At 63.9% G+C, this 21895-nt stretch carries 20 protein-coding genes; 10 read left to right on the plus strand and 10 right to left on the minus strand.

The annotated features are described in order from the left end of the window. Positions 1-143 precede the first annotated feature (143 nt). The 4 genes from ACQY4T_RS08560 to ACQY4T_RS08575 are packed head-to-tail and all read right to left on the minus strand — an operon-like array spanning position 144 to position 3375. Positions 144-2543, minus strand: coding sequence for a xanthine dehydrogenase family protein molybdopterin-binding subunit (locus tag ACQY4T_RS08560; protein WP_428540170.1), 2400 nt, complete (start codon positions 2541-2543; stop codon positions 144-146). After that, on the minus strand, positions 2540-2797 hold the full coding sequence (locus ACQY4T_RS08565) for a hypothetical protein (protein WP_428540173.1): 258 nt from the start codon (positions 2795-2797) through the stop codon (positions 2540-2542). Before ACQY4T_RS08565 ends, ACQY4T_RS08560 begins: the two co-directional genes overlap by 4 nt. Then, positions 2779-2919, minus strand: coding sequence for an NmrA family NAD(P)-binding protein (locus ACQY4T_RS08570; RefSeq protein ID WP_428540176.1), 141 nt, complete (start codon positions 2917-2919; stop codon positions 2779-2781). Before ACQY4T_RS08570 ends, ACQY4T_RS08565 begins: the two co-directional genes overlap by 19 nt. A gap of 45 nt (positions 2920-2964) precedes the next feature. Then, on the minus strand, positions 2965-3375 hold the full coding sequence (locus ACQY4T_RS08575; protein WP_428540179.1) for a DoxX family protein: 411 nt from the start codon (positions 3373-3375) through the stop codon (positions 2965-2967). 132 nt (positions 3376-3507) lie between these two features. On the opposite strand from ACQY4T_RS08575, the gene ACQY4T_RS08580 reads away from it, so the two are divergent. After that, positions 3508-4413, plus strand: a complete 906-nt coding sequence (locus ACQY4T_RS08580) for a LysR family transcriptional regulator (RefSeq protein ID WP_428540182.1) — start codon at positions 3508-3510, stop codon at positions 4411-4413. A gap of 606 nt (positions 4414-5019) precedes the next feature. On the opposite strand, the gene ACQY4T_RS08585 is transcribed toward ACQY4T_RS08580, so the two are convergent. Continuing rightward, entirely contained in the window at positions 5020-6126 is a 1107-nt protein-coding gene (locus ACQY4T_RS08585; protein WP_428540185.1) for an OmpA family protein, read from the minus strand. 342 nt (positions 6127-6468) lie between these two features. Further along, positions 6469-7365: a ferritin-like domain-containing protein gene (locus tag ACQY4T_RS08590; protein WP_428540188.1), complete on the minus strand. Its 897-nt coding sequence runs from the start codon at positions 7363-7365 to the stop codon at positions 6469-6471. Positions 7366-7857: 492 nt separating this feature from the next. Here ACQY4T_RS08590 and ACQY4T_RS08595 point away from each other — a divergent pair, with 492 nt between their 5' ends. Together ACQY4T_RS08595 and gorA are read left to right on the plus strand one after the other, a co-directional pair. Continuing rightward, positions 7858-8091: an FmdB family zinc ribbon protein gene (locus tag ACQY4T_RS08595; protein WP_428540191.1), complete on the plus strand. Its 234-nt coding sequence runs from the start codon at positions 7858-7860 to the stop codon at positions 8089-8091. 108 nt (positions 8092-8199) lie between these two features. Beyond that, positions 8200-9567, plus strand: a complete 1368-nt coding sequence (gorA, locus tag ACQY4T_RS08600) for a glutathione-disulfide reductase (RefSeq protein WP_428540194.1) — start codon at positions 8200-8202, stop codon at positions 9565-9567. Between the two features lie 46 nt (positions 9568-9613). On the opposite strand, the gene ACQY4T_RS08605 is transcribed toward gorA, so the two are convergent. Both ACQY4T_RS08605 and ACQY4T_RS08610 read right to left on the minus strand, forming a co-directional pair. Beyond that, positions 9614-10969: an MFS transporter gene (locus ACQY4T_RS08605; protein ID WP_428540197.1), complete on the minus strand. Its 1356-nt coding sequence runs from the start codon at positions 10967-10969 to the stop codon at positions 9614-9616. Positions 10970-11501: 532 nt separating this feature from the next. Continuing rightward, the gene (locus tag ACQY4T_RS08610; RefSeq protein WP_428540200.1) at positions 11502-14930 is read right to left on the minus strand and encodes an indolepyruvate ferredoxin oxidoreductase family protein; all 3429 of its coding nucleotides are present in this window, start codon (positions 14928-14930) and stop codon (positions 11502-11504) included. A gap of 142 nt (positions 14931-15072) precedes the next feature. On the opposite strand from ACQY4T_RS08610, the gene ACQY4T_RS08615 reads away from it, so the two are divergent. Then, complete coding sequence (locus ACQY4T_RS08615) at positions 15073-15546, plus strand: Lrp/AsnC family transcriptional regulator (protein ID WP_428540203.1); 474 nt, start codon at positions 15073-15075, stop codon at positions 15544-15546. Positions 15547-15599: 53 nt separating this feature from the next. Here the strand turns inward: ACQY4T_RS08615 and ACQY4T_RS08620 are convergent, their stop codons facing one another. Further along, complete coding sequence (locus ACQY4T_RS08620; protein WP_428540206.1) at positions 15600-16379, minus strand: inositol monophosphatase family protein; 780 nt, start codon at positions 16377-16379, stop codon at positions 15600-15602. A gap of 273 nt (positions 16380-16652) precedes the next feature. Between ACQY4T_RS08620 and ACQY4T_RS08625 the strand changes: the two genes are divergently transcribed. Both ACQY4T_RS08625 and ACQY4T_RS08630 read left to right on the plus strand, forming a co-directional pair. Next, positions 16653-17405 (plus strand): 3-deoxy-manno-octulosonate cytidylyltransferase, encoded by a 753-nt coding sequence (locus ACQY4T_RS08625; protein ID WP_428540209.1) that lies wholly within the window; start codon positions 16653-16655, stop codon positions 17403-17405. Then, on the plus strand, positions 17402-18253 hold the full coding sequence (locus ACQY4T_RS08630; protein WP_428540212.1) for a prephenate dehydratase: 852 nt from the start codon (positions 17402-17404) through the stop codon (positions 18251-18253). Before ACQY4T_RS08625 ends, ACQY4T_RS08630 begins: the two co-directional genes overlap by 4 nt. Positions 18254-18284: 31 nt before the next feature. On the opposite strand, the gene ACQY4T_RS08635 is transcribed toward ACQY4T_RS08630, so the two are convergent. Continuing rightward, on the minus strand, positions 18285-18515 hold the full coding sequence (locus ACQY4T_RS08635; protein ID WP_428540215.1) for a hypothetical protein: 231 nt from the start codon (positions 18513-18515) through the stop codon (positions 18285-18287). Between the two features lie 119 nt (positions 18516-18634). Between ACQY4T_RS08635 and ACQY4T_RS08640 the strand changes: the two genes are divergently transcribed. From ACQY4T_RS08640 to ACQY4T_RS08655, 4 genes are all read left to right on the plus strand, one after another. Then, positions 18635-19021 carry a PRC-barrel domain-containing protein gene (locus ACQY4T_RS08640; RefSeq protein ID WP_428540217.1) on the plus strand — a complete coding sequence of 129 codons (387 nt, stop codon included), beginning with the start codon at positions 18635-18637 and terminating at the stop codon, positions 19019-19021. Positions 19022-19202: 181 nt separating this feature from the next. Further along, positions 19203-20378: a mandelate racemase/muconate lactonizing enzyme family protein gene (locus tag ACQY4T_RS08645; protein WP_428540220.1), complete on the plus strand. Its 1176-nt coding sequence runs from the start codon at positions 19203-19205 to the stop codon at positions 20376-20378. A gap of 28 nt (positions 20379-20406) precedes the next feature. Next, a complete protein-coding gene (locus ACQY4T_RS08650; RefSeq protein ID WP_428540223.1) occupies positions 20407-21453 on the plus strand; it encodes a C-terminal binding protein in 1047 nt (348 codons plus the stop codon). Between the two features lie 202 nt (positions 21454-21655). After that, positions 21656-21892 carry a hypothetical protein gene (locus ACQY4T_RS08655; protein WP_428540226.1) on the plus strand — a complete coding sequence of 79 codons (237 nt, stop codon included), beginning with the start codon at positions 21656-21658 and terminating at the stop codon, positions 21890-21892. The last annotated feature ends 3 nt before the right edge of the window (positions 21893-21895 follow it).

Raw genomic sequence — 21895 nt, forward strand, 5'->3', positions numbered from 1 at the left:
GTGGCGTAGCCGGCCGTTCCGCTAATCGCGGCCTGGATCGAACGCGCGCAACACGTCATCTATAACTTCAGATCGCCGGAACGACAGCAGCCGGGCAGCCGGTGCTCAGTGCATCCGGACGGCGAGCCATGATCCCTGGGCGACTACTTGCCGCCTGCCTGTATCGCCTCCCACACCCGCAATGGGGTGGCAGGCATGTCGATGTGCTTGATGCCATAGATGGCGAGCGCATCGACCAAGGCATTCATCACCGACGGCAGGGCCCCCGCGCAGCCGGCCTCTCCGCATCCCTTGGACCCAAGCACATTGGTCTTCGCCGGCACCGGATGAGAGGTAAAGTTGAACATCGGCGCGTCGTTCGCCCTGGGCAGCGCATAATCCATGTAGGACCCGGTCATCGGCTGGCCGCTGTCGTCATACACGACATGCTCCAGGAACGCCTGGCCGATGCCCTGGACGATGCCGCCATGCGCCTGGCCCTCGACCAGCATCGGATTCACGATAACGCCGAAATCGTTAACCATGTGGTAGCGGACGACCTCGGTGACGCCGGTTTCGGGATCGACCTCGACCTCCGCAATGTGGCAGCCGTTGGGGTAGGCGAACGGCGGACCCTCGGCGACGTGGGACACCGATAGGGTCTGTGGCATATCCGCCGGCAGGGTAACCGCACCGCTGCGGATCTGATCGGCGAGTTGCATGATACCGATGGCGCGATCAGTTCCAGCGATTCGGAATTGACCGCCGCCCGGATTGGCACCCCCCGAGTTACCACCATTGGGCACGACCTCGAATTCGATATCAGCCTCGGCGGCCTCCAGCACATGGGCGGCGATCTTCTGGCCGGCCTCACGGACTTTCTCGGCGCCCTCGACGATCGCGGTGCCGCTGGCCATCAGCGACTTCGACCCGCCGGTGCCGCCGCCGGCAAGCAGTTCGTCGGAATCGCCCTGCAGCAGGATGATCTTGTCGAACGGAATGCCGAGCCGGGCGGACAGCACCTGGGCAAACGCCGAGGCGTGGCCCTGGCCGTAGTCCAGCGTGCCGGTGATGATGGTGACGGTGCCGTCCGGCTCGAAGCGGATGCCGCCCATTTCCTTCGACGGCGGCCCGGTGACTTCCAGGTACTGGCCGATGCCGCGGCCGCGCAGCCTGCCGCGTTCGGCGCTCTGCCGCTGGCGCGCCGGAAATCCGTCCCAGTCGGCCGCAGCCAGCGCCTTGTCCAGGACGGCGGGGAAATCGCCGCTGTCATAGGTGGTGCCGGCGGGGGTCTTGTACGGCAGCGCGGCCGGCTGGATGTGATTGCGGCGGCGGATCTCGGCCGGATCGATCGCCATCTCACGCGCCGCGGTATCCAGCAGGCGCTCGATATAGTAGTTGCCCTCGGGCCGCCCGGCACCGCGATAGGGGCCGACCGGGCTGGTATTGGTGAACATCGCTTTGGACGTCACCTCCTGCAGCGGCGTGGCGTACACACCGATGGTGTTGCGCACGATGTTGCCGGTGGGCTGCAGCACGGTGCCGTTCGACAGATAGGCGCCGATGTTGCCATAGCCCGTCACCCGCAGGGCGAGGATCTTGCCATTGGCGTCGAGCGCGAGTTCCTGAGCCATGTCGTGGTCGCGGCCATGGCTGTCGGACAGGAAGCTCTCGCCGCGTTCGTCGGTCCATTTCACCGGCCGGCCGAGCAGCCGGGCAGCGTGCAGGATGGCGGGGTACTCGGGATAGAGCGAGGCTTTCATGCCGAACGAGCCGCCGACATTGCCGGTCAGCACGCGGATGCTCTCGATCGGCGCCTTCAGCGGGCCGGTCAGCAACTGACGCATCGGGAATACGCCCTGCGAGCCGACCCGCAGAACCCAGCGATCGGCCTGCTTGTCATATTCGCCGATCGCCGAACGCGGCTCCATCGGACAGACCACGACCCGGCTGTTGCGGATTTGCAGGCGGGTGACGTGGGCGGCGCCGGCGAAGGCGGCGTCCACCTCGGCGGTGTCGCCATGATGGAAATCGAGGATCACGTTGCCGGGCGTGGCATCATGCACCAAAGGCGCGCCGTCGGCAGCCGCGGCTCGAGCTTCGGTCACCGCCGGCAAGGTGTCGATATCGACGAACACCGCCTCGGCGGCGTCCTTGGCCTGCTTGGCGGTCTCCGCCACCACTACCGCGACCGGGTCGCCGACGAAGCGCACCTTGTCGGTGGTCAGAATGGGCTGGGTCGGCTTCGGCATCTCGCTGCCGTCGCGCATCTTGAACACCATGCCCGACGGCATGTTGCCGAACCCGGCGTCGATCAGGTCCTGGCCGGTGAGCACCGCGAGCACGCCGGGTAAGTCCTTGGCCGCGCTGGTGTCGATCGAGCGGATGATGCCGTGCGCGGCATTCGAGCGTACCATCACAGCGTGCGCCTGGCCGGGGCGGTTGAGATCGTCGGAGTAGCGGCCCTCGCCGCGCAGCAGCACCGGGTCTTCCTTGCGTGGGACCGGCTGGCCGACCGCGTATTTCTGGTCGGCGAACTGGGATAGATCGACTGGTGCGTTCATACGGCGGTCCTTGACGGCATGGTGCTTTGCAACATGGCGCCGGTCTTTCGGGTCGGCAACCCGGCCGCTGGCAGGGCGGGACCGGAAATGGCAGAATGCACAGGCCATTCCGTCGTTGCCCTGGTTCGCTCGATCGGGATGCCGAATTGCTCGAACGCTTCCGCCCACCCTGCACGCGGGACTGCAAAGGCTTTCTCGTCGAGCTTCCGGACTTCACCCAATTGCTCCGCGACTTTCACGTCAACCAGCTCCACGCCCTGGTTCGCCCAGCCTTCTGGCGATTGCGGACGAGCGCCCGTACTTCCTTGCCGTGCGCCAACAGATGTTCTGCCGTTGCGCCGCCCACTTTTCCCGTGATTCCCATTACTGAAAACATCCGTTTTCTCTTGATCTTGAGGGACAGAGCACTGCCCCTTTTGGTTCAACGGATGAGCGGTAGAATGGCCCGGATACGGGGATCGCGCGCGTAGAGGCCGCCCCATGTCATCGCGCCCAGAAGCAGGGAAATGATTTCCGGCGGCGACCCAAACTCACCAATGCGGACATGGGCGCAGATGGCACCTCCCAAAAAGCCCGTCACCAGGATCGCGCCGAGGACGGCGGTGGCCGGGAAGGCGTAAAGGATGACGCAGGCGAGGATGATCGGACCCACGATGCGGGTCAGGTCCATCGCGAACCCGGTTTCCTGCAACATGCTCGCGATCTGTGCCGGCGCGAAAAGCTGAATAGTGCCGTCTGCCACCAGAGCGCTAACGACAAACGCGCTCATTATCCGGCCAGCCCACTGGGCGCGATGCAAGGTCATGGTTTCAGGCACCTGATGCAGGTTCATAGTTTCGGACACTTGTCATTCTCCTATGGGGGATCATCGATTTTCGGAACTTACTGTGTCTCTGAGGTATGATAAACACCGAGGAACTGAACTTACTGTTCTCTCTGTGGTGAACAATACCGAGGCACCAGAATGCAGAATCTCGAACCCATCCTCATTTTCATAACGGTAGCGGAAATGGGGAGCTTCACCCACGCAGCCGATAGCCTGGGCATTCAGAAGGGAAGGGCCTCAACGGCGGTCCGCAAGCTGGAAGAAGATGTCGGTGTCAGGCTTCTGCACCGGACGACGCGTAGCGTGCAGTTGACGGAGGACGGACGGGTATTTCATGCCCGTGCCCGCGATCTGCTTGCTGACGTTGATGATCTGCACTCAATCTTCGCAAACGATCGAGTGGCACTTCGCGGGCGCTTACGGGTTGATCTGCCGAGCGAGCTGGCGCGCACCACTATCGTGCCGGCGTTGCCGGCCTTCATGGCGACTTATCCCGAGTTGGAGCTGGAGGTGTCGAGTACGGATCGCCAAGTCGATCTGGTTCAAGAGGGGTTTGACTGCGTATTGCGACTTGGTCCCATCGGGGACGAGACGTTGATTGCCCGCCCGCTGGGCAAGTTACGCATGGTCAACGCCGCCAGCCCTGACTACCTGGCGCGCTATGGTGTGCCTCGATCGCTAGACGATCTGCAGCATCAGAAACATCGGGCAATTCATTTCGTGCGGACGCTCGGCGCAAAATCCTATGGATGGGAGTATCCGCACGGCGACAGCTACGCGACGCTTCAGTTGCGAGGTGCGCTGCACGTCAACAGCGTGCAGACCTACGAAGCCGCTGGTGTCGCCGGCCTTGGCCTGATTCAGGCACCACTTTTGGCGATTGGCCGTTACTTGGAGAGTGGAGCGTTGATAGAGCTTCTACCAGATCTTCAGCACAGGCCGCTCGTCGTCTCCCTGGTGGTAGCGCATCGGCGCAACCTGTCGCGCCGAGTCCGCACATTCATGAAATGGATCGAAAATGTGCTCGCGCCCTACCTAGAATAGCGAAACGAACCGCTTATGCTTGAGCTTTTCTCCTTCTCTGCGGCCTTCACGCATTCACCTTTCTCAGTGCAATCCAATTGCCACGCCGGCTAGACGACGTGGCAATCCGGAGTGTTAGGTGGATGCGGTCAGCCCAGCATCGCAGCATTCGGCAATCGAAGCTTTAGAAAAGGCGCTATAGTTTCGTTACCTCATCGCACGGGCAGGGGAATTGGAACTGGCGGAAGTCTATCTTAACTCACCCGGATCTCTTTCCAACGAACGGAGTCCGCCTCTATGCGGCACGTGGCGCGGTGCAGCATTTGATGCAAGGGGCACTGAGTTTGCTCTGACAACGTCCCGGCGCCTTATCGATGCTTTACCGGAATAGACCCTATATTGCGCAGTCCCAATGACGGGCCGCTGGAGAGTGAAGGACTTTCTCGTCCTCCAGATGGAATTCAGCAGCAGGCCAAGGTCGCCTCGATATCGCCGAAGCGCTTTAACAGTTCGCCGACTCCCTAGACAGCATCGAGTTCGCGGGTGTTGTCACCAAACGTGACGTAAGTCCCCCAACAGTCCGGCGATTGGAGGACCGACCGCCGAACTGTTGTAGCGGTTAGGAGTTTAGTGGAACACGATTTCTACCCGCCTGTTCTGCGGTTCACGGACGCCGGCGCCTGTCTCGACCAACAGATGCGTTTCGCCGAGCCCCTGGATTGAAATAGCACTTTGCGGCACGCCGTCCCGAACGAGTTCGGCCGCAACGGTTCTGGCGCGGCGGACAGACAAGCCCTGGTTGTACTTCGGCGTCCCCGATGTATCGGTGTAGCCATTAACCTCGATGCGGGTCGTCTGCACATGCGTAGAGGCGTCGGCTGCCTCTTTGACAATGGCACGAGCGCGATCTGTCAATGAAGCCTTATCCCAGTCGAAGAACACAAGATAGGAGCGTGCGGGGGCCGGCGCCGGCGCGGCTACGGGCATCGGCGTTTCCGGTGCTGGGGCCGGTGGTGCACCGAAATTGTATCGCAGGCCAATCAGCAAAGAGTGGTTGAAATCGTTGCCGAACTTCAACTTGCCCGGCGTCACCGCGCCCGGCCCGGCGGTAGAGGTGAAGTCATAATCCCGATCTGCCAGCCCGAGAAAGCGATATTCGATCGTCGTTGCAAGGGAAGGCAGGAACTGGAAAGGAATGACCGCGCCGATGATCGCCTGATAAGCGAGGGCGCCCCGCGTATCGTCAGAATCAAAGCGTGGAAAACCGGTTTGTCCGCCGTAGGCATGGGCCTGATCAAAGTGCGCCCACTGATATCCCACACCGACGCCTGCGTAGGGTGCGGCGTAGGGGAAATTGATTAGACCGGTAAGATCATAGACTGCGTTGAACATCGGGCCGTACTTGACCTCGTTGCCGCCGGCAGCGGCGGGAAAGCCGAAGTCGCGTCCTTCAGAAAATCGGTTGGAGCGGTAGTCTCCCTCAAATTCCAGCCGGATCCCGTTGCCAAGGCCATATCCCAACGCCACAACCCCAACACCGCCGATACGTGATCGCAGACTGGCGTTCGATGCCGCGCCCGTGGTTCCCACCAAGTGCTCGTCCATCAGAATATTGCCGCCACCACCGATACTGACATAGAGCCCGGTTACGGGCGGTGGATTCGCAGGCTGAGCTTCGGCACCTAACGGCACCGAAAGGAGTGTCGCGGCTAAAAGTGCGTGCTTGAACTTCATGATCTCACCTTTCGGTTGTTCGCAAAAAGCATAAGGTGCCGAAGACGGGTAAAGGAAGCGGCGTGGCTCATGCGCCCATCTTTTGCACTTCCCCCGTTACTCGGAAGTGACAGTTGATCTCGCGGGTCGGTTGATGCGCGGGTTCAACGCTTCGACGCGCTGCCTTACTCGGAACAGGAGCCTTCGGATATTCGGATAGCAATGCTGCACCTTTCCCTATCAGCAACCCGCGAATTGCCCCGCGGGACAGCGGCGATTACGGGCACACCCCTTAGGCGGTGGCGATCGGGATCTTGGTGACTGCGTCCCAATCAACGGCACGTGCCCAGCAGGCAAGGGACCCTAGGCGATGGCGCCATTTAACCCAGCAGGGAAGAACCCAAAGCCGCCGCTGGCGCCCCCCAGATAGACCACGTTGAGCACCTGAGCAGTTGACCGACTGTAGGCAATCGCATTGCCGTCCCCCAACGAGATGTTGGCGACGCCACCTAAGGTGACGCCCTGGTCATCAGCCGCGCCCGATGCCGCTGCCCGCAAAGCGGAGATCGCCGTGGTGGCGGGGGCCTGACCCATTTGCAACAGCAGCGTGCGCACGGTCGCGGCATGATAAGCTTCGATCGCCAAGATGCCGGCGGCCGCATCGAGATATGTCTTGTTTTGAATTAACGAAGCAGCACCGTGATATGCGGTGACGCCAACATCTTCAAAGATATAAGAGCCGAGCAAGAAGTTTGTCTCGTTCGCGAACGGATTGAACGTCGCGCCCGGCGGAATCAGGCCCGCCGCGACCGCAGCGGTCGTGAAGCTTGTGAAAAGATCAATAGTTGGTTCCGCCACCGCAAAGGGACCCAGAGCGGCGCGCAGAAATCGCACGTGGGCCAACTCGTCGGAGGCAATTTCCGCTGCATATTGCTGGATCGCCGGTGTCGTGAATAATACAGGCGAGCCACCTGTGACGGTGCCGGTTGTGCCGATTCCAGAAGTATCGGCGGGTGACAAACCGGCACCTGTGACCGCGCGCTGATAGAATTCCGCTTCCAGATATTCCAGATTCAAGGCGAAGTTCAGAATGTTGTAATCCGAGGTGGCGGTGCCCGGGCCGGTATCGGGGCGAAAGCCGAGGTCGCTTACCGCATCGGCGTCTGCTTTCTTCGAGGTAATCAAACCCAGCGATGCCGCGGCGCCGAATGCGGCCGCGATCAATCCACTTCGGGTCAGCAGGTGGCGTCTAGTTCCCATAGTGCTTTCCTCTAAATTTGCGTGTGTCGTCCGGCGTTACTGCAACTTATGATAGTTCTTCTGATAACAGCAGCGAAAAAGCAACCGAATTTCAAAAAACCCTATTTGACACCACAAAAATTCTTTATCACATAATTATTAATACGTTATCAAACTGGTTTGGACCTAGAATTTCGCGGCTGGTCACGAAAGCTTTCGTTGCTGATCTGGTCTCGCCGCGACCGCGACTGTGTCTGCCTCAACATCAGCCGCACTGGCCTCAGGTTCCTGCAGACCTATTCGGACGGATTCTGGCGGGACAACCTTTTGGCGCACTCCAGCTTAGGGCGCGGCCTGGACATCCGGATATCAGGACTATCACAGAAACGTAACAGAAGCATGGGCACCATACTGTGTCGGTTTTGCAACATGGTGCCGGTCTTTCAGGTCGGCGACCCGGCCGCTGGCAGGGCGGGATCGAAAATGGCAGAATACGGAAAAAGGAGGGCTTGGATGCCAACGTATGAGTATGAGTGCGCCGATTGCGGGCCGTTCGCCGAGGTTCACCCGATGGCGGAGTTCGATCGCCCGCAGCCGTGCCCGGACTGTGCCACGCCGGCGCCTCGGCTGCTGACCGCGCCGGCGCTGGGTGGCGGCGCGCAGGACGCCTCCGGCCCGGCGGCGCCGGCGCATGCCGGAGGCTGTGCGTGCTGCATGCCGCGGCGGCTGTCGGCCGAGGCGGTCTAGTCCGGGCGATGGTCCATCGGCCGCATCAGCGGTCAATCTTGCGCCTGCATTGCGCAGACCACACATCAGCGGGCCGGGTATTATCCGGCCTCGGAAGGGGATCGCCGCATGGATTTCGATCTGTTTGTCATCGGCGGGGGTTCGGCCGGGGTGCGCTGCGCACGGATCTCCGCCGGATATGGCGCGCGGGTGGCGATCGCCGAGGACCGCCATTGGGGGGGCACCTGCGTCAACATAGGCTGCGTGCCGAAGAAACTACTGGTGCAAGCGGGAGAATATGGCGGCTGGGCCGAGGACGCCGCCGGGTTCGGCTGGACCATCCAAAAGGGGCCGCATGATTGGGCCAAGCTGATCGCGGCAAAGGATCGCGAGATCACCCGATTGGAGGGCATCTATCGCAAGCTGCTGGCCGGCGCGGGGGCAACCGTTTTCGACGGACACGCGACCCTGGCGGATGCGCACACGGTGCAGGTCGCCGGCAAGCAGGTGACCGCGAAGACCATCGTCATCGCCACTGGTGGACATCCCGAACGGCCCGACATCGCAGGAGCCGAACTAGGCATCATCTCCGACGATGCGTTCTACTTGAAGACCATGCCTCGCCACGTCGTCATTGTTGGATCCGGCTATATCGCGGTCGAGTTCGCCGGCATCTTCCGCGCTCTCGGCGCCGAGGTGCACCTGGTCTACCGCCAACCGCTGCCGTTGCGCGGCTTCGACGAGGACATCCGCGACGCGATGCAAGAGGCACTGTCGGTGCAGGGTATCATACTGCATCCGACCCGCCTGCCGGCGAAGCTGGAGGCGGATGGCGAGCGGCGGATGCTGACCCTGGACGACGGTCAGACGCTGGTCACCGACCTGGCGTTTTTTGCCACCGGGCGGCGCGCCAATGTGCGCGGGCTCGGACTGGAACAAATCGGCGTCGAACTGAACGCCAAGGGCGCGGTCCGGGTCGATGACCAACTGCGCACGACCCATTCGCATATCTTTGCCATGGGCGACGTGACCGACCGGGTGAACCTGACACCGGTGGCGACCGCCGAGGGGCACGCGCTGGCGGACACTCTGTTCGGCGGCAAGGCGCGGAAAGTGTCGCTGCGCAACATACCCTCGGCGGTGTTCACCACGCCGCCAGTGGCGACTGTGGGGCTGACCGAGGAACAGGCCTCGGCGATGGGGCCGGTGGATGTCTACCTGACGAAGTTCACGCCGATGCGGCACGCGCTGTCCGGACGCAGGCGCAAGACGACGATGAAGCTGGTGGTGGACAAGCTCACCCAGAAGGTGGTCGGCGCGCACATGCTGGGCGAGGACGCCGCCGAGATCATCCAGGGCATCGCCATCGCCGTGGTGATGGGGGCGACCAAGGCGGATTTCGACCGCACCATCGGCATCCATCCCACCGCGGCCGAGGAATTCGTCACCTTGCGGACGCTAACCAGGACGACGGACCTGGCGAAGGCGGCCGAGTAGTTGGCCGTCGATCGGCAAACGCCGATGCGGTCTCATTCCCCTTCGATCAGGCCGGCGCTTGTCCCGGCATCACCGATTGTTCCGTGGCTTCCAGCGCAACCGGTATATTCATGTCAACGTCACGGGTTTCCGGACCCATCAGCGCCCCAGTGATGACCAGCACGCCGGCGATCACCAGCAGCACCAGCGGCCCGAACACGTACGGCATCACCGTCGCCAGACCCAACAGATAGATGCCGGTGAAGGCCGGGATCACCACCGCGGCGCTGTAACCGATGCCGTAGCCGCTGGCCCGGATATGGGTCGGGAACCGCTCCGAGATATAGGTCGAGACTATTCCCCACGGCGACACGATCAGAATATAGAACGCCATTGTGACGATCACCGTCTCAATCATCGGCGCGCCGGCCAATGCCCGAGCCACCAGCACGTAGTATAATCCGGTGCCTCCGAACAGGATCGCCAGCCCGCTCAAAACGATGGTTCGGCGGCGCCCGATCACCTGGCTGATCATGCCGCAGCCGACAAATCCGAAGAACAGGATGATGCTGCCGACCAGGAAGGTGTCGGAGGTGACACGGGCCGGCAGGTGCAACTGGTTGATCAGGATTCCGGGCAGGATGCTGGCCACCTGGGAGGCGAACCAGAACCCGATCATCATGACGAAAACCTGTAGTAGATTGCGCCGGTGATGGCCGGAAAACACCTCCTTCAACGGCGCGACGCTCTTTTTGCTTTCGATCCACACTGGCGATTCCGGCACGGTGCGATAGAACATCAGGAATGCGAAGGCCAGCAGGCCGCCGAACACGAACGCCAGCCGCCAGCCCCAATCGAGGTATTGCTGATGCGTGGTGACACTGAGCAGGAAACTCGTTACCGCGGAAACCATAGCGAAGCCGATCGGGAAGGCGCCTTGCAGCACGCCGCCGACGAAACCGCGACGGTGCTTCGGCACCATCTCCAGCGCCAGTGTATTGTTGGATGTGTATTCACCCCCCATGAACACGCCATCGACGAAGCGCAATCCGATCAGCAGCACCAGCGACCAGATGCCCAGCGTGGCGTAGCCGGGCAGCAAGGCTATCAGCACGGTGAACAAGCCGAACCCGGCGATGCTGATCATCGTGGTTCGGCGCCGTCCCATCTTGTCGGCCCAGTGACCGAAAATGACCGCCCCGCACGGGCGCCCGAACAACGTGGCGGCGAAAGTGAAAAAGTAGACCGTGGTGCTGGCGGTGGCGGACAGACCCGGGGGCTCGAAATAGCCGATCACCGGAGCGAGCGCGAGCACCGGCAGGTAGATATCGAAGAAGTCGACCGCGAACCCGATGCATCCGGCGAAAACTGTCCGCTTGACCGCCGGCGAAAGGCGCTCGGTTTTTTGGTTTCCCAGTCCCATGTTTGCCTCCCCAGGCCATTACTAAGGCTTTGTATCTATTTGCCCGGACAGCGGGCGCGCCGCAAGTCCGGAGCCAATATCGCTTCATGACCCATGTATGCGGACACGATGAGTCGTGTCGCACCCACCGCGATGTGAAACGAAATTTGCGCCCGCGGGAGGTGGGCACTGACCCTACTTGGCCGCCCGACCTGCGGCATATCCGCACTGCCTCCGCGGTTGTTTTACTGTTGATCGCCCGCTGAACGGAACACGGTTGCTTCGGCAAAATTGGATGGCGTGCGATGAAAGTTTTTGCAACACGGATGCACGCGGATTAACGCTGATGGTACGTTATCCGATCGACCTTCCGCGCTTCACACCTGTGGCGTGCGCGGCGTCATAGTCGCGGAACCAGACACGCACGAACGCGGATTGCGGGCGGCTGCTGAGCTACGACGATACGCTCCGACATGGCGCCGATCGGCCCTTGGGCTGCCTATCGACGAACCGGTGGGCCGCGCGCATCATTCGCCGGCATTCGCGGCTGCCGCTACTCCGCCGCCATCGCATGTGGCGCGACGGCAGGGGCTGCGAATGTCGTCAGCAATTCGGTCCGGCGGATCTCGGCCTTCTCCCGGTTGGCATGCTTGACCGGGCCGAAGCCGCGGATCTGATCGGGCAGATCCGCCAGGGCGATCGCGGTATCGATGTTGTCGCGGGTCAGGCCGGCCATGATGGAGCCGAGGTCGGCGCTATACTGGTCGATCAATGCCTTCTCCTGCCGCCGCTCGGTCTGATAGCCGAACGGGTCCAGCAGCGAACCGCGCACCGCCTTGCCGTGGCGCAGCAGGCGGAAAAGCGGCAGTCCCAGCCAGCCGGGGATGGCGATCTTGCGCCGCCGTCCGGTCGCTTTGTCGATCCCGGGGATCAGCGGCGGCGACATATGGAACTCCGGCTGCTGGCCGTAGCTGGCGGCGGCGTGCAGCCGGGCCACCTCATATTCGTCCTTGTACGCCATGACGCGGAAAAGACCGTCGGCGGCCGCCCTGGACAGCCGTCCGGGGGCACCGGCGACGGCGGTTTCGCGGCCAACGACCTGGCGCACCATTGTTTCGTAGCGGCGGGCATAGCGGCGCGACTGATAGGCGGTCAGCGCCTCGATCCGATGCGCGATCAGCACTTCGAGATCGGCCGGAGGGCCATCATCCACCCCCTCCAGGATCTGCTTCATCAGTCCGGGCTGGTCGGCCAGGATGCGGCCCCACAGGAAGGCGCGCTTGTTCAGCTTGACCGCCGCGCCGTTCAGTTCGATGGCGCGCAGGATCGCCGCTTCGCCCACCGGCACCGCGCCACGCTGCCACGCCATGCCCAGCAGCATGGTGTTCATCGCCTGGGCGTTGCCGAACAGCCGTTCGGCGAGGCGCACCCCATGCAGCCAAATCGATCGGTCGGCGTCGGTGACCTTCTCGATCGTGCGCCGGTGCAGCGCGGCATCGATAGACAGCACGGCGTTGCGTTTGAAGTCGGCCGTGGCGGCAAGGTCCATGTTGCCGATCACCACGGCCGACGGAGCATTGCGCTCCAGCACGCCCACCTGGCAGCCAACCGCCAGATCGGCGGCCAGCATCAGGTCGGCGCTGCCCAGCGGGATGCGCACGACGTCCAGCGCCGCCTCATCAGCGGCGATCTGCACATGCGCGACCACCGCGCCGTTCTTCTGCGCCAGCCCGGTGAAGTCCAACGTCTTCACGGCGCGGCCTTCCAGATGCGCGGCCATCGCCAGGATGGCGCCGGAGGTGACGATGCCGCCGCCGCCGATGCCGGCGAACAGCCCGCGCCACACCCCAAGCGACGGGATCACTGGGGCCGGCAGCGAGGCGCCGAGTTCAGCCTCTTTCCCCTGCCACCTGGTGTCCGCGTCGGGCGCCGCCGGCGGCCCGGCCTGGGTCACGAAACTGGGACAGAAGCCCTTCAGGCAGGACAAATCGACGTTGCAGCTTGTCGGGTTGATGCGCCGCTTGCGGCCCAGCTCGGTCTCGATCGGCTCGATGGCGATGCAGCCGGACTGAACCGAGCAGTCGCCGCAATTCTCGCACACGTCTTGGTTGATCACGACGTGGCGCTGCGGCTGGGCCATCGACCCGCGCTTGCGGCGGCGGCGCTTTTCGGTGGCGCAGACCTGGTCGTAGATCAGCACCGACGGCCCCTCGAAGTCGCGCAGCGCGGTCTGCACCTGCTCCAGTTCGTCGCGGGTGTGGCGGGTGACCCCGGCCGGCAACGCGGAGGCCGGTGGCAGCCGATCCGCCTCGTCGGCCACCACGGCGATGCGCTTGACCCCCTCGGCTGCAAGTTGAGCGGCGATGTTGGGGACCGTCGGGGCCCCCTCGGTGGGCTGGCCGCCGGTCATCGCCACGGCGTCGTTGAACAGCAGCTTGTAGGTGATGCGGGTCTTGGCGGCGACCGCCTGGCGGATCGCCAAGCTGCCGGAGTGCTGATAGGTGCCGTCGCCCAGATTGGCGAAGAAATGCTTCACGTCTGTGAACGTCGACAGGCCGATGAACGGTGCGCCCTCGCCGCCCATCTGGGCGAAGGTGCGGGTGTTCGGGCCGTCGTCCAGCGCCATGAAGTGACAGCCGATGCCGGCGCTGGAAAAGCTGCCGTCCGGCAGCTTGGTCGAAGTGGCGTGTGGGCAGCCGGCGCAGAACGCCGGGGCGCGGCGCAACAGCCCGTCAGGGCGTTCGGCAAGCACAGGTGCGGGCGCGGCCGGCAGGTTCAGCCCGGCGGCGCCCAGGAAGCTGGTCAGGCCGCCGGCGACAGCTTCCGGCGACAGTTCCATCAGCGGCGACAGCAATGCCTCGCCCCGCGGCGTGGTCTTGCCGCTGATCTCCGGGCGCTGGTCGGCCGGCAGGTGATACAACGCGTCGCGGATCTGGCTCTCGACGAAGCTGCGTTTCTCCTCGACGACCAGGATCTGGCGCTTGCCGCGGGCGAACTCGCGCAGGCCCTCGGTCTCCAGCGGCCAGGTCATCGCCACCTTGTAGATCGCCAGTTGCGGATGCGCCTCCAGGCCAAGCCGGCGCAGCGCGTGCATGGTGTCTTCGTGCGCCTTGCCGACGGTGACCACGCCGATGCCGGCGTCCGCTGAACCCGCAACCACCCGGTCGATACCATTGGCCCGCGCCCAGGCGAGCAGCGCCGGCATCCGCTCCTCGATCATCCGGCGTTCCAGTTCGGCGCGGTCGGCCGGGAAATGCATCGTCGGGTCGAAGTTCAGCCCGTGCGCCGGCAGCGCGATGTCGGGGGTGACGAAGCGGCGTGCCGCGGGCACGATGGCGGTGGAGGCCTGTTCCATGGTCTCCGCGGTGGTCTTCAGCGCAACCCAGACGCCGGCGAAACGCGACATCGCCAGCCCGGCCAGCCCGAGGTCGATCACGTCCTGCACCGAGGCCGGGTTAAGCACCGGGATGAAGCAGTTCTGGAAAACGTATTCGGTCTGGTGCGGATAGGTGGAGGAGTGCGCGCCGTGGTCGTCCCCGGCGATCGCCAGCACGCCGCCGTGCTTGTGAGTGCCGGACATGTTGGCGCAATGCAACGCGTCGCCGGACCGATCGACCCCGGGTCCCTTGCCGTACCACATGCCATAGACGCCATCGACAAGCGGGTTCGGGAAGGCGTCGAGCTCCTGCGTGCCGTACAGCATGGTTGCGGCGAGGTCTTCGTTGATCCCAGGCTCGAAGCGGATGCCGTTCGCGGCCATCAGTTTCTTGCGCACCCACAGCTCGCGATCGAGGCCGCCAAGCGGCGAGCCTCGGTAGCCCGACACCAGCGCCGCGGTGTTAAGGCCGGCCGCCTGATCCAGGCGACGCTGTTCCAGCAGCACCCTCAGCAGCGCCTGGATGCCGGTCAGCAGCACCGGGTGATCGAGATCGGCGAAGCGGGATTCCAAGCTGATCTCGGCGGGCGCAAGACCGATATCCATGGGCATTCGTCCCTTCAAGCTGGCTCGATACTACATAGTAGGTATGGCGGTGGGTAAAAGCTTGCCATAGTGGCCGGCGCCGAGCGTTCATTTTAGCAGGAACCGCTAAGATTGGCCGGTTGCGCAGGATTGGGACGGGTGAATGGAGCTGGACCGGCTGGACCTTCTGATACTGGATCATCTGCAGGCCAACGGCCGGGCAACGGCACAGGAATTGAGCGAGGCGGCGCATCTGTCGCCCTCGCCGTCGCACCGGCGGCAGCGGCTGCTGGAGGAAGCCGGCGTAATCACTCGCTACGTCGCACTGCTGGATCAGGACAAGGTGGGACTGCCGGTGAACGTGTTCGTCACGGTGAAGCTGGCCAACCACAAGGACGAGACGCTGCGCGGGTTCGAACGAGCGATCGAGGCCTGCCCCGAGGTGATGGAGATGTACGAGATGACCGGGGCGAGCGACTACCTGCTGCGGGTGGTGGCGTCCGATGTCGCGGCGTATGAGACGTTCCTGCGCGGGCGGCTGACCCACATCCAGGGGGTGCAGTCGTTCGAGTCGGCGCTGGCGCTGAAGCGGCTGGTCTATCGGACCAATCTACCGCTGCGTCAGGGTGGCAGGTAAGGCGGCCCGCGCGGTGCCAGGGATCAACCCAGCGGGGTTCAGCCCGGCAGGGTTCAGTTCAGCGCCTCGATCACCGCGGGCAACAGGGAAGAATCGCCGACCGCGATCACCCGTCCATCGCCATCGAGGCGTGGCGGATTGCCGAACCAGTCGGTCAGCACGCCGCCCGCACCGGCGATCACCGGCAGCAGCGCCGCCCAGTCCCAGGGTTTGAGGTCGCATTCCACGATCACGTCGATCTGGCCCAGCGCCAGCAGGCCATAGGCGTAGCAGTCGCCGCCCCAGGAGTTGCGGCGGACCTGCCCGGCCAGCCGCCGGAAGCGCGTCAGATCGGCGCCGAACATGTCCGGGCTGGTGGCCGACAGTTCGGCCCGCGCCAGGTCTGCACAGACGCGTGTGCCTACACGACCGCCCAGCGGGCCGGAGAAAACGGTCGCGCGGCCAGCGACCCCGATCCAGCGCTCGCTGGTCACCGGCTGGTCGATGATGCCCAGCCACGGCGTGTCGCCATCGAGCAGTGCCACCAAGGTGCCGAACGTCGGCCGCCCGGTGATGAAGGCCCGGGTGCCGTCGATCGGGTCCAGCACCCAGCGCAGCCGCGCCTCGGGCCGGTGCGCGCCGAATTCCTCGCCCAGGATGCCGCACTCGGGGCACAGCCGGATCAGCGTGTCGCGCATCGCCGTTTCGGCATCGCGGTCGGCGGCGGTGACGGGGGACTGATCGGGCTTCAGGTCGGCCACAGGGGAGCCGCGAAACCACCGCCGGATCAGCGGTCCGGCGGCGTCCGCGGCGGCCAGCGCGGCGGCGAGGTAACGGTCGAGGTCGGCGGTCAAGGCGCGGCCATGCGACGAAGCTTTCTCATCCTGTGACAGGCGGCCGGGATCCGGTTGGCTGGGCGAAACCCGCCCAGCCGGCGTTGCACCCGCATGAGCGGGCCCCTAAGCTGGAGCAGGATAAGAGTGTCAAATCATGTCTTCAACCCGCCTGCGAAACGCCCGGCCGGTTCGGCGTGCCGTGGCGGACGCCCCAACGGACGCCCCACTGGACGCAGCGGTTGGCGCCGCGATGGGCGTTGCGGCTGACCTCTCGCGGAAAGCTGGCTTGCCGTGAACCCGATCGTGGTGATTCCCGCGCGCCTTGCCTCGACCCGGCTGCCCGACAAGCCGTTGGCCGATATTGCCGGCAAGCCGATGATCGTGCGTATGCTGGAACGCGGGCGCGAGGCCGGCATTGGGCCCGTGGCGGTGGCCTGCGGCGACCCCGAGATCGCAGCGGCGGTACGCGAAGCCGGCGGCCGCGCGGTGCTGACCGATCCGGCGCTGCCGTCCGGTTCGGACCGGGTACATGCCGCACTGGCGGAACTCGACCCCGACCGCCGGCACGACGTTGTGGTCAACCTGCAGGGCGATTTTCCGACACTGGATCCGGCCGGCCTGCGTCTGGTGATCATGCCGCTGGACGACCCGAGGGTCGATATCGGCACTCTGGTGGTGCCGATCCGCGACGAGATCGAGGCAACAACAGTATCGTTCGTGAAGGCCGCCTGTAGCTTCGCGGACGGACAGACGATCGCCCCGGCGCTGTATTTCTCGCGCCAGGCGATCCCCTGGGGCCTGGGTCCGCGCTGGCACCATGTCGGAATCTACGCGTTCCGGCGGGCGGCACTGGACCGTTACGTGTCGCTGCCGCCCAGCCCGCTGGAGCAGCGTGAGAACCTGGAACAGTTGCGGGCGCTGGAGGACGGCATGCGGATTGGCTGCGCGCGGATGGAGCATGGCCCGTTCGGGGTCGACACCGCCGAGGACCTGGAACGTGCCCGCGCGATTCTGGCGGAACGCGGCGGCACGCGGCGGCAATGACCGGCATGATCTCGTTCCAGGGAGTACCGGGTGCGTATTCCGACCTGGCCTGCCGCAACGCCTATCCGGCGATGACGACGCTGCCCTGCGCGTCGTTCGAGGCGGCGATCGACGCGGTCCGCGATGGCCGCGCCGCTCTCGGCATGTTGCCGTGCGAAAACAGCCTGGCGGGCCGGGTTTCCGACATCCACCAGTTGTTGCCGGACTCCGGGCTCTACATCATCGGCGAGCAGTTCCAGCGGGTGGAGCACTGCCTGCTGGCGGTCAGGGGCGCCCGCATCGACGAGATCCGACGGGCGCACTCGCACAGCGTCGCGCTGGGCCAGGTGCGGCGCATCCTGGCCGAACTGGACCTGACGCCGGTGGTGGAGGCCGACACCGCCGGCGCCGCCGAACTGGTCGCCGGGTGGGGCCGCAAGGAGGATGCGGCGATCGCCTCGGCGCTAGCGGCGGAGATCTATGGTCTGAACATCCTGCGCGCGAACGTCGAGGACGCGGCGCACAACACCACTCGGTTCTACGTGGTGGCACCCCGAGCGGCCGCGGTGGATCCAGCGACGCGGAACCTGATGACCACGTTTGTGTTCCGGGTTCGGAACGTGCCTGCTGCGCTGTACAAGGCGCTGGGGGGGTTTGCGACCAATGGCGTGAACATGACCCGGCTGGAGAGCTACATGATTAACGGCGCGTTCACCGCGACGCAGTTCCTGTGCGATGTGGAAGGCCACCCCGAACATACCTCTGTACGCCGAGCGCTAGAGGAGTTGTCATTTTTTTCGACAGAAATGCGGGTGCTGGGGGCGTATCCGATGGCCGCTTTCCGGGTGGGCCAGGGCGCCGCGGACTGATCGGCGTTGTACGTGAGCGGTGACGCGTGTATCAGTTGGCCGGATAAGCCGGATAGGCTGGCGCGTAGCCGCGATGATGGGTGTAGTCCGGTTCCGCGTTGGAATACTGGTTCGGCGCACCTTGAGGCTCCCCTAGTGAACCGAAGAAGTGATCCATTTGTCGAATCGGGAAGGCCTGATTGACCGGCGCCTCCGGGTTGGAGGTGCAACCGGCGATGCACAGTCCGACGACTGTCAGGAAAATGGTTCGCGATACGTCCACGGCAGCCTCCTGTGGTTGGCCTGCCTGCGTCGACATGGCACGGCAGGCACGCGCCACCATAATCAGTAACTTTCGCGCAGCTTGTGCGTTGCATTGGTGATCAGCGACAGGAGTTGCTCATGGCAAGCCTCGAAGACACTACCAACCCGTCCGGTCACCTGATCGCGGCAAAGCAGGTGCAGGGCACCACGGTCTACAACCCGGCGCTTGAGAAGCTTGGCCTCATCGAGGACGTGATGATCGACAAGTCCAGCGCACGCATCGCTTATGCCATCCTCAGTTTCGGCGGCTTCCTGGGAATCGGAGACCGCTACTACCCGCTGCCGTGGGAGAAGCTTTGCTACAACACCGAGGTGGGCGGTTACGTCGTCGACATCGATCGGGACGTGCTCGAAGGAGCGCCGTCATATACCGATGAAGCAACCGCGGAGTGGAACGATGACGCCTGGGCGCGCGGGGTCTATGCCTACTATGGGGCACATCCGTTCTGGGACATCGCGCCATAACCATGGCCAGCTGAACTTGCCCCGATCCGCCCGGCGTGCTTGGAATCGTCAGGCGGCGTGATAGCGCGATCATCACGCCTCGTTGCAAGGTTTCCCGAGGGTATGCTTTCCCAGGGCAACATCGCCTCGGGGGAAGCTTTCCTCGGGGAGGCGGATTCAGCAACGTTGTCCGGGGGGAACCATGAAAATCACTCGGGTGGACACGTTTCAGGCCGACGCAGCATGGCGCATGTTTTCGTTCCTGAAAATCACCACCAGCGACGGCATCATCGGCTGGTCGGAGTTCAACGAGAGCTTCGGCAGTACAGGCCTTTCCGACGTGATCCGCGGCTTGTCGCCGATGCTGATCGGATGCGATCCGCGCCGGTTCGAGCAAGTGACCCAGCACCTGCACGTGCTGACGCGCCAGTCCAGGGGCGGGTTGAACCAGCAGGCGATCGCGGCGATCGAGAACGCGCTATTGGATATTGCCGGCAAAGCCTATGGCGTGCCGGTGGCGGCACTGTTCGGCGGCCCGATCCGGGAGCGAATCCCGGTGTATTGGTCTCATTTTGGCACCTACCGGGTGCGCAGCGCGGCGCTGATGGGCGTGCCGGAATTGCGATCCTATGACGACCTCGGCCGGCACGCGTGCGAGGTCCGGGATCGCGGATTCCGAGCACTGAAGACGAATATCCTGCCACTGACCGATAGCGGCCTGGGATCGTATTCGCCCGGGTTCGGCCGCGGCGTTGGCTGGCCGGAACTCAACTGGGACAACAAGCTGACCCGCGGCGTGCGCCAGCAGCTTGCTGTGATCCGCGACGCAGTCGGCCCGGAGATGGGCATCCACCTCGACACCAACTTCAACTTCAAGACCGAGGGATTCAAGCGCGTCGCCGAGGCGGTGGCCGACGCCAACCTGACCTGGCTGGAAATCGACACTCATGACGCCCCGGCGCTGGCCGAGATCAAGCGGATGGCGCCCTGTCCGATCGCCTCGTGCGAGACGCTGCACGGGCGACGTGAGTTCAAGCCGTTCCTGGAACGCTACGCCACCGACGTGGCGATCGTCGACGTGGTGTGGAACGGGCTGGTGGAATCGGCGAAGATCGCGGCAATGGCCGACGTGCATGAAATCAACGTAGCGCCGCACAACTTCTATGGTCACCTATGCAGCGCGATCAGCGCGACGTTCAGCGCCATCGTGCCAAATTTCCGGGTCATGGAGATCGACATCGACAGCGCGCCGTGGCGCGACGAGTTCTATACCGTTGTCCCGACAATCGAGAACGGCGAGTTCATCCTGCCCAGCGGTCCCGGCTGGGGCATCGATATCGACGAGAAAGCGGTGCGGGCGCGTCCGCCGCAGCACTGAGAGCGAAACCCCCACGAGGAGATAGACATTGGCAAAGTTCAAGATCGCCACCCCGGCTGGGGCCAGTTTCAGCACCCATGGCGGGGACTACGAATATGAGATGGAACCGCTGGACGGCATCGACGCCGCGATCGTCGAGGGGCCGACCGATGAAGACGGCTTCATCAAGTTCGCGCAGGACGCGGACGCGATTTACGCCAAGGGAATGCGCTTCGGCAAGAAGGTCATCGATGGCCTGCCCCAGCGCTGCCGCGCCATCGTGCTGGGCAGCGTCGGGGTCGACAGCGTCGATGTTGTGGCCGCCACCCAGCGCGGCATGCCGGTGACCAACTGTCCGCATACCTTCATCGAGGAAGTCGCCGATCACGCGATGATGCTGCTGCTGGCGTCGCACCGGCGAACCATCGAGCAGGACCGCATGGTGCGCGAAAGCCGTTGGCGCGAGGGCCGCCCGGCGCTGCTGGAAATCCCCCGGATCATGGGCCTGACCTTGGGGCTGATCGCATTCGGCCACGTCGCCAGGGCGGTGGCGAAACGGGCGAAGCCGTTCGGATTGCGGGTGATCGCCTATGATCCGTTCATCGAGGAGCTGGTGATGGTGGAACATGGCGTGCTGCCCTGCACGCTGGAGGAAGTATTGGCGCAGTCCGATTTCGTTTCGATGCACGCACCCGCCACGCCGGAGGCCGAGGGCATGCTGAAGGAGAAGCATTTCCGCCAGATGAAGAAGACCGCGGTGTTCATCAACACCGGCCGCGGTCCGACGGTTCAGGAATCGGCGCTGATCAAGGCGCTGTCCGAGGGCTGGATCGCCCATGCCGGGCTGGACGTGCTGGAGATCGAACCGCCGGGCAACAACAATCCAATTCTCGGTATGACGAACGTTACTCTGTCGGCACATACAGCATCCGCCTCGGCGCGGTTCGATCCGGCCAGGAAACTCCATGTCGGGCGCGAGCTGGCGTTGATCCTGAACAATCGCTGGCCGATGAGCTGCGTCAACCCGGCGGTGCTGATGAACACCAAGCTGAGGCGCTGGCAGCCGATTTCGATGGAGCGCGGGCCGAACAGCTAGGCTTAGAACCCACTATCCACTTGCGCGTGACGTGAGCGCGGATTTTACGATTATTGTAGACGAGGTGGGCATGTGATGCGGATCCGTATCGTGTGCCGCCCTCTATCGCCGCGGCATCAAACATCCGGTAGTTGAAATTTCCTAGGCAACTAGTCCGGATCGTAAGGTGCTTAGTCGGTATACGTTTGGGCAGGTAAAAAGCATGGACTGGATCCTGGCTCTGGCGATCATCACCTTCGCTCTGGTGATTGCCTTTCTACTCTGGAACCGTGCGTCACTGAAACGACATCAGAGCACAGGGGGCGATGCGCGTGGGGTTGGGGGTCTGAACGACCCGCTTTCCGGAACCACCGAAGGCATGCGCCCACCTGAGGAGATGCGGGCGGATTTGGATGCCGCGTCGTCGCCTAAGGTTCAGGGTGAGCGCGCCAACCGGTAGTCG

Origin of the sequence: Rhodopila sp. (assembly GCF_965277825.1) — a bacterium.
GTDB lineage: Bacteria > Pseudomonadota > Alphaproteobacteria > Acetobacterales > Acetobacteraceae > Rhodopila.

Excerpts from the sequence above, each read along its gene's own strand:
- ACQY4T_RS08560 (WP_428540170.1), bottom strand. The coding sequence starts at position 2,543 with ATGAACGCACCAGTCGATCTATCCCAGTTCGCCGACCAGAAATACGCG.
- ACQY4T_RS08570 (WP_428540176.1), bottom strand. The coding sequence starts at position 2,919 with ATGTTTTCAGTAATGGGAATCACGGGAAAAGTGGGCGGCGCAACGGCA.
- ACQY4T_RS08575 (WP_428540179.1), bottom strand. The coding sequence starts at position 3,375 with ATGAACCTGCATCAGGTGCCTGAAACCATGACCTTGCATCGCGCCCAG.
- ACQY4T_RS08580 (WP_428540182.1), top strand. The coding sequence starts at position 3,508 with ATGCAGAATCTCGAACCCATCCTCATTTTCATAACGGTAGCGGAAATG.
- ACQY4T_RS08585 (WP_428540185.1), bottom strand. The coding sequence starts at position 6,126 with ATGAAGTTCAAGCACGCACTTTTAGCCGCGACACTCCTTTCGGTGCCG.
- ACQY4T_RS08590 (WP_428540188.1), bottom strand. The coding sequence starts at position 7,365 with ATGGGAACTAGACGCCACCTGCTGACCCGAAGTGGATTGATCGCGGCC.
- ACQY4T_RS08595 (WP_428540191.1), top strand. The coding sequence starts at position 7,858 with ATGCCAACGTATGAGTATGAGTGCGCCGATTGCGGGCCGTTCGCCGAG.
- gorA (WP_428540194.1), top strand. The coding sequence starts at position 8,200 with ATGGATTTCGATCTGTTTGTCATCGGCGGGGGTTCGGCCGGGGTGCGC.
- ACQY4T_RS08605 (WP_428540197.1), bottom strand. The coding sequence starts at position 10,969 with ATGGGACTGGGAAACCAAAAAACCGAGCGCCTTTCGCCGGCGGTCAAG.
- ACQY4T_RS08610 (WP_428540200.1), bottom strand. The coding sequence starts at position 14,930 with ATGGATATCGGTCTTGCGCCCGCCGAGATCAGCTTGGAATCCCGCTTC.
- ACQY4T_RS08615 (WP_428540203.1), top strand. The coding sequence starts at position 15,073 with ATGGAGCTGGACCGGCTGGACCTTCTGATACTGGATCATCTGCAGGCC.
- ACQY4T_RS08630 (WP_428540212.1), top strand. The coding sequence starts at position 17,402 with ATGACCGGCATGATCTCGTTCCAGGGAGTACCGGGTGCGTATTCCGAC.
- ACQY4T_RS08640 (WP_428540217.1), top strand. The coding sequence starts at position 18,635 with ATGGCAAGCCTCGAAGACACTACCAACCCGTCCGGTCACCTGATCGCG.
- ACQY4T_RS08645 (WP_428540220.1), top strand. The coding sequence starts at position 19,203 with ATGAAAATCACTCGGGTGGACACGTTTCAGGCCGACGCAGCATGGCGC.
- ACQY4T_RS08655 (WP_428540226.1), top strand. The coding sequence starts at position 21,656 with ATGGACTGGATCCTGGCTCTGGCGATCATCACCTTCGCTCTGGTGATT.